Genomic DNA, 7,086 nt, shown 5'->3' with positions numbered 1-7,086 from the left:
GTGGGGGTAGCCGGACAGGATGAAGGCGTCAATGCCCACGTCGCGGTAGGCGTCGAGCTTGGCCGTGATCTCGTCGGGGTTGCCGACAATTGCAGCTCCGGCGCCGCTTCTGGCTCGGCCGATGCCGGTCCACAGGCCTTCTTCCGCGAAGCCGTCGTCATCGGCGCCGTCGCGCAGCTCAGCTTGGCGTTGCACGCCGACGGAGGCCGAATCGAGCGCTCGGGCGCGGATTGAGGCTCCGGTGTCGTCGTCGAGCTGGCTCACCAGTCGGCGGGTGGCATCGATGGCCTCTGCGGTAGTGGGGCGCACGATCACGTGGGACCGCAGGCCGAACTTCAGCTCGCGCCCGACAGCGCTCGCCCGGTCTCGCATCTCGCTGACCGTTGCCGCAACGCCCGCGACGGTGTCGGGCCAGGTCAAGAACACGTCGGCGGCGACTGCAGCGGTGTGCTTGGCGTCGTCGGAGAAGCCGCCGAAGTAGAACGGCGGGCACTTCCCGCTCGCGGTGCCGACGCGTGGGGGTTCGAGCTGCACCGAGACGAACTCGCCGTCGAAGTCGACCGGCTGGCCATTGAGCAGGGTGCGCAGCACCTCCATGTACTCGCGGGTGCGCTGGTAGCGCGGGGCCGACGGCAGCGGTGCACCGGGCAGGTCGCTGGAGATGATGTTGATGGTGAGCCGCCCGCCCGCCATCTGGTCGATCGTGGCGAGCTGGCGCGCCAACTGCGGAGGCCAGAGCTCTCCCATGCGCACCGCCAGCAGCAGGTTGATCCGCTCGGTTCTTGTGGCGATGCCGGCGGCGAAAGCGGTGGCATCGATGCCCAGCGTGTAGCCGGAAGGCAGCAGCACGTTGTCGAAGCCGTTTCGCTCGGCGGTGGTGACGATGTCCGCGCAGTGCTCCCATGAACTGGCCAAGGCCCGATCCGGCACGCCCAGGAACTCGTAGTCGTCGTCGCACAGCGCCGGCGGTGCTCATCAGCCCAGCCCGGCGAGTTCGGCAGGGGTGAGCAGCTCGCTCATCTCCACTGGTCGGCCCTCGTCTATCGAGATGTGCGCGGCCCGGCCGATGGCCACCGACCACAATCCATCGGCCAGTGTGCATTCGGCCGGGCTCGATGTGAGCACGGCGTCTCGGAAGCGTTCCAGCTCGATGTACGACGAGCCATGGTGGTGGCCGGTCACCGGTGCGGTGCTGGCGACCTGCCGCTCGGTGACGTTGCCGATCCAGTCACGCCCGCGCACACCCACCCGCAGCACATCGTCGGGGATCAGCGCCTCGAGCTTGCCGCCCTCGCCCACCACCGACAGCTCTTCCTGGTTGCGTGTGGCATCGGCGAACATGCACAGGTCGAGCAGGGCCCTCGCGCCTGAGGCGAAGTCGACGATTACGAAGGCGTTGTCCAAGATGTCTGGCGTCTCGCCGCCGTAGCTCTCGTCGAGATGATTCAGATCCTGCGCGCCCGACGCCATCACGCGGACTGGCTCGTCGCCCACAATGAATCGCATGAGGTCGAAGAAGTGGCAGCACTTCTCGACCAGCGTCCCGCCGGTGTTGCGATTGAACCGGTTCCAGTCGCCCACCTTCGGCTGGAAGGGGAAGCGGTGCTCGCGGATGGCCACCATTGCGATGCGGCCAACAGCGCCGGCGCGAGCCTGTTCGATGAGTGCAGCCACCGGCGCCATGTAGCGGTACTCCAGCCCCACCCACACGAGTGGTGCGTCGGGCCCGAGCGCCTTGATGCCGTCGATGATGCGCCGGCAGTCGGCCAGCGTTGTGGCCAGCGGCTTCTCGACGAGCTGGGGCACACCGGCAGCGGCTACGTCCAAAACGATGTCGGTGTGGAGGTGGTTCGGCGTCGCCACCACCACGGCATCGCACAGCCCCGCATCGAGCAGTTCGTCGTGGCTGTCGAAGCTGGGGACGGGATCAAGCCCGCTGCAAGCCAGCTCGTGCTGGGCCGCCTTGAGCGACGGCTCCCAGTTGTCGCACAGCGCCGCGACCTCGGCGCCGTCGAGCGCGATGAGGTTGGCGATGTGCTCGATGCCCATCATGCCGGTGCCGATGACGCCGAAGCGCATCGGCTCGCTGGCCGCTAGGGCCACGGCTCCGCCGTCTGTCTCGGCCTCGTGGGTGCCGTCGCTCACGGCAATGGCTGACCTTCCGAGGCCTCGACAATGTCGTAGACGTCGTTGCGGTCGAGCTGCACGCCGAGCGCCGCCTGCATCGCTTCGAGTCGTTCCGGCTGCTGTGTGCCGACAATGGCCACCGGCGCGGTGGGATGTGCCAGTACGAAGGCCACGCACACTGCGGCGCGGTCGACGCTCTCCCGATCGGCCAAGCGGTCCAGCGTTGCCAGCAGCTCCGGCCGAACCCCGCCGTCGTCCTCGCCCGCCTGTGCCATGAGTCGCCCGCCGGCGAGCGGACTCCATGCCAACGGCACCATGCCCATCTCCGAGCACAGGTCGAGCGTGCCGTCTCGCAGCGCGTCCAGGCAAGCGGCTGAATACTCGGGCTGGGTACTGGCCAGCGGTGCGTCGAGATGGCCCGCCAGCGCCCGGGTCTGCGCAGGCGTGTAGTTGGACACGCCGACGGCGCCCACCAGCCCGTCGGCAACCAACCCGTCGAGTGTGTCGGCCACTTCGGCGGGGTGCGTGAACATGTCGGGCCGGTGCACCTGGTACAGGTCGATGCGGTCAGCCCCGAGCCTGGCCAGCGAGGCCTCGCACGCAGACCGCATCGCTGCCGCGCCCGAGTCGTAGGGCACCGGCGGCACGATGCCGCCCTTGGTGGCGAGCACCATGCGATCGCGCAGGTCGGGCCGGGCCCGCAGCACCGCACCCAGGTTCTCCTCGCAGGCCCCGAAGCCGGTGCCGCCCCAGTCCAGGCCGTACACGTCGGCGATGTCCACCAGATTCATGCCGAGCTCAAGCCCGGCCTCGATCAGCGCCGCGTTCTGGCCGACATCGGTGCCGGTGAAGCGCCACAGCCCCAATGCCAGCGGGCCGATCTCGACACCGCCCGGTCCGAGCCGCCGCGAGCCCGTGCGAACTAGGGACGAGTCGCCCACAGCGCTCAAGACTTCACCGAGCCGGCCAGCAGCCCGCGCACGAAGAAGCGCTGCAGGAAGAAGAACACCAGCATCGGCACGCCTGCCTGCACGAAGGCGCCCGCCGACAGCAGGTGTTCGCGCAGGCCGAACTCGCCGGCCATCGAGGCGATCTTGATGGTGGCGGGGTAGTTCTCGCCTGCCGCGCCCAGCATGGTCAGGGCGATCAGGTAGTCGTTCCAGGTCCACAGGAACTGGAAGATGGCGAAGGCCGCCAGGGCGGGAACCGACAGCGGTACCACGATGCGCCAGAAGATGGTGAAGTGGTCGGCGCCGTCGATGCGGGCCGCCTCGAACAGCTCACCGGGCAGCGTCGAGATGTAGTTGTGCAGCAAGAAGATGGCGAACGGCAGGGCGAAGGCCGTGTGGGTCAGCCAGACCGCCGTAGCGGTGCCGGCGAGGCTGAAGTCGGGGAACAGCGTGACGACGATCTCGGTGCCGGGAAGGGTCCAGTGGGCACCGCCGGCGAACATCTGCAGCAGCGGCAGCAAGGCGACCTGGTTGGGCAGGGCCAGCAGCGAGACGGTGCCGATGAATAGCCACTCGCGGCCTCGAAACGGGATCCACGCGAACGCGTACGCCGCCAGGGCGGCAATGGCGATGGGGATGATCGTCGCCGGGATAGCGATGGCGAAGGAGTTCAGCAGCGCCTGCCACAGCCCGCCGGTCTGCTCGCCCGACGACAGCACATCGGCGTAGTTCTCCAGCGTCCAGTTGCCTTCGGTGAACGATGTCCACCAGCCAGAGGCGCGCTGGTCGTCACGGTGCCGGAACGAGTTGAGGAACAGGCTGCCAGTGGGAACGCTCCAGACGATCACCATCAGCCACAGCACCCAGGCCGGTATCGAGCGCAGGAAGCGGTACACGGCCCGCCCGACGCGGTCGGGGCCGCGTCGCCCGCGCTGCGCCGAGCCGCTGCCTGCCGGCCCGGGGGCCTTTTCGGCCGCTGCGGTCTCGGCGGCGCTACTCACCGCGCTGCATCCGTCTGATGTTGAGGCCCATGACGGGCACCACGCCCAGGAACAGCACCACCGCCAGGGCCGAACCCAGCCCCAGGTTGAACTCGGTGAAGCTGCGCTGCCACATCTCGTTGGCGATGACCTGCGTGCCGAAGTTGCCGTTGGTCATCACCCGCACGATGTCGAACACTTTCATGACCAGCACGATCATGGCGGTCATGACCACCGTGATGGTGGGCACGATGGTGGGCAGCGTCACCCCGAAGAACACCTGGCGCTCGTCGGCGCCGTCGACGCGGGCCGCCTCGATCAGGTCGGCCGGCACGGCCTTGATCGCAGCCGACAGGATGACCATGGCGAATCCCGTCTGTATCCAGATGAGCACCACCATCAACCACACGTTGTTGAAGGGCGATTCCTGGACGAACAGGATGGTCCCCGCGATCGGCTCGTCATTGGGACCGAGCGCCGAGCCGCCCACACCGGGACCCAGGAAGCGGTAGATCAGCCACAGCAGCGGGATGGCCGCAACCGCCGACCCCACAGCGATCGCCGACTGCCGCCGCCGCACGCCGAATGCGCACAGCGCGGTGAGCAGGACAGTGACGGCGGCCAGCACAGCAACGGCGGTCCACGCGCCGCCGCTCGACGGCCGCAGCGTGCCCAGCCAGACCCAGATGGCGTTGAGCAGTCCGGTCTGGGACTTCTGCGGCGGCCGGGCGATGTACATGAAGCGCCAGATGATCCCCGCGCCGACGAAGGAGATCGCCATCGGCAGGAAGATCAGGCTCTTGGCGAACGACTCGCGCTTGGTGCGGTCGGCGATCACTGCGGCCAGCAGGCCCAGCGCCGTGGACAGGAAGGTGACCGCCACCACCCACCACAGGTTGTTCATGACGGTGCCGCGCAGGTTGGCGAACACGGCGAAGCTCAGCAGCAGGCCGCCGCCGAGCCCGATCCCGACGGTGCTGGCCGACACGTCGGCCCTGACGCCGCGACTGCGGCCCCGACTCATCGCGATGAGGGTTGCAATGGCGAACAAAATGAGGCTGCCCCAGAACAACCGGCTGCCGAAGATGCCTGCCCAGCCCGACAGATCCACACTCTGCGCGTTGGTGAAGATCTCGCCGTAGTTGGCGAGCCCGCGGAAGCTCTCGCCCGCCTTGTCGAACAGCGACAGGTAGATGGTGCGCAGCAGCGGCACGATCAGCCCCAGCGCGACGAACAGCATCGCCGGCCCCACGAACGTGAGCGCTCGCAGCCGGCCCTGCAGCGTGGCGATGCGGTCACCGGCAGGAGACCGCTTCACACCGACTGCCGCACCCGCCAGCCCGAACACAGCAGCTCCGATGACAATCCACATGAGGGTCGGGTTGATCCACCCGAATGAGGGACCGTCCAGCAGCGGCGTGCACTCATCGTTGCGGGAACCCTCGACTGCGACGCATCTGCGGAGTCCCGCCGCCACTGCGCCCGCGCCTGCGCCGACGAGCACACCCGCCACCGCCGCCACGACGGCCCAGCGGCGCTCGACCAGTCCGAACAGCCGGTGGGTGCCCCAGAACACGGCGGCGCTGGCGCCGACGGAGATCACGATGCCCAGAAAGGCACCCCACAGCGCTGCCATCGTCGCAGTCTTACAGGCGACCGGTAGGCGGGGCGGACCGTGGGTGGGCGCCCCTTCCCAGGGGGCTCAACCGGAGTCCGAACGCGCCGGAGGCCGGCCCACGTCGGTGGGCCGGCCTCCGTTCACGCATGTTGTTGCTCAGCCGTCCTCGAACGACTGCCGCCGCTTACTGCGGCCAGCTGTCGTCGATGGCTTGGGTTGCCTCGGCGACGCTCTTGTCGCCGTTGACGACCGCGGTGCCCTCGGTCCAGAAGGTGCCGGCGCCGACCTCGGCGGGCATCAGGTCTGAACCGTCGAAGCGCACGACATCGGCGTTCTGCAGGATGTCGAGGAACGACTGCTCGAGCGGCTGGTACACGCTCGGGTCCTGGTTCGTCGCTGCCGACAGGAAGCCGGACAGGCCGCCGCCCTTGCGCTCGGTCTGTGCCTGCTGGCGCACCTCGGCGTACTCGGAGCTGGCGAAGTACTTCATGACTTCCCACACCTCGGGAGCGTCGCGGAAGGCGCCCACCAGGGTGCCGGCGCCCAGCACAGGCTGGTCGCCCTTGACCGACGGGAAGTAGAAGGTGTCCACGGCATCGGCCGAGCCGTCGGCGAATGCGGTTCCCTCCGGGATGAACGCCGCGTAGAAGGACGCCTGACGGTGCATCATGCAGTCGTTGTCGACCAGCGGCTGGCCGTTGTCGCCGAATGGAGTGGCGGCGATGGAGCCGCCCGCGGCGAACACCATGCCCGGCGTGTTCCACAGGTCGAGCACCTCGGTGAACACACCGCTGACTTCGGCGCTGGAGAAGGCCAGTTCACCGGCGACCCATGCGTCGTATTCGGCGGGCGTGTGGAAGCGCAGCATCAGGTCTTCGACCCAGTCGGTGAAGGTCCAGCCGGTGGCCGGGCCGCTCTCGATGCCGATGCAGAAGGGGGTGTCGCCGTTGGCGATCATCTCGGCCGACAGCGCCTTGAGCTCGTCCCAGGTGCCGGGCACCGAGTAGCCCTTCGACTCGAACAGCGCCGGCTTGTACCACACCAGCGACTTCAGGTCCGACTTGTTCGGAATGCCGTACTGGGTTCCGTCGACATCGCCGAACGCCGTCCAAGCGGGCGTCCAGTGCTCGTTCATGGCTGCGATGACATCGTCGGGCAGCGCGATGAGGTGGCCGTCACGTGCGAAGTCGGCCAGCTTGCCCGGCTGCGGGAAGATGAAGATGTCCGGCGGGTTGCCGCCGGCTGCTTGCGCATTGATCTGGTCCGCAGCGTCGCGGGCACCGGTGTAGCTGATCTCGATGCCGGTCTGGGCGGCGAAGTGGTCGAGCGCATCTCGCAGCGCACCGGCTTCCTCGTCGCTGGACTCGGGACCGAAGACGGTCACCTTGGTGCCCGACAGGTCCATCATGTC

The 7,086-nt window shown here is 68.2% G+C and carries 6 protein-coding genes; all 6 read right to left on the bottom strand.

Translation table 11 applies throughout. The features are described from left to right. Window positions 1–930, bottom strand: a 930-nt coding sequence (locus VI480_RS04885; protein WP_323671697.1) for an LLM class flavin-dependent oxidoreductase, incomplete at its 3' end; no start/stop codon positions are given. 45 nt (window positions 931–975) lie between these two features. Further along, window positions 976–2,145 carry a Gfo/Idh/MocA family oxidoreductase gene (locus VI480_RS04880; RefSeq protein ID WP_323671696.1) on the bottom strand — a complete coding sequence of 390 codons (1,170 nt, stop codon included), beginning with the start codon at window positions 2,143–2,145 and terminating at the stop codon, window positions 976–978. Continuing rightward, window positions 2,142–3,068 carry an aldo/keto reductase gene (locus VI480_RS04875; protein WP_323671698.1) on the bottom strand — a complete coding sequence of 309 codons (927 nt, stop codon included), beginning with the start codon at window positions 3,066–3,068 and terminating at the stop codon, window positions 2,142–2,144. The genes VI480_RS04880 and VI480_RS04875 overlap by 4 nt, the downstream gene beginning before the upstream one ends. Window positions 3,069–3,073: 5 nt before the next feature. Next, window positions 3,074–4,078, bottom strand: coding sequence for a carbohydrate ABC transporter permease (locus VI480_RS04870; protein ID WP_323671695.1), 1,005 nt, complete (start codon window positions 4,076–4,078; stop codon window positions 3,074–3,076). Continuing rightward, the gene (locus VI480_RS04865; protein ID WP_323671694.1) at window positions 4,071–5,693 is read right to left on the bottom strand and encodes a sugar ABC transporter permease; all 1,623 of its coding nucleotides are present in this window, start codon (window positions 5,691–5,693) and stop codon (window positions 4,071–4,073) included. Before VI480_RS04865 ends, VI480_RS04870 begins: the two co-directional genes overlap by 8 nt. Before the next feature lie 166 nt (window positions 5,694–5,859). Continuing rightward, on the bottom strand, window positions 5,860–7,086 hold a 1,227-nt coding region (locus VI480_RS04860), incomplete at its 5' end, for an ABC transporter substrate-binding protein (protein ID WP_323671693.1).

The sequence above is a fragment of the Candidatus Poriferisodalis multihospitum genome (assembly GCF_028283155.1).
Classification (GTDB): domain Bacteria; phylum Actinomycetota; class Acidimicrobiia; order Acidimicrobiales; family Poriferisodalaceae; genus Poriferisodalis; species Poriferisodalis multihospitum.
The sequence above is the reverse complement of the archived record's forward strand: the minus strand, read 5'-3'. Positions and strand labels throughout refer to the sequence as shown.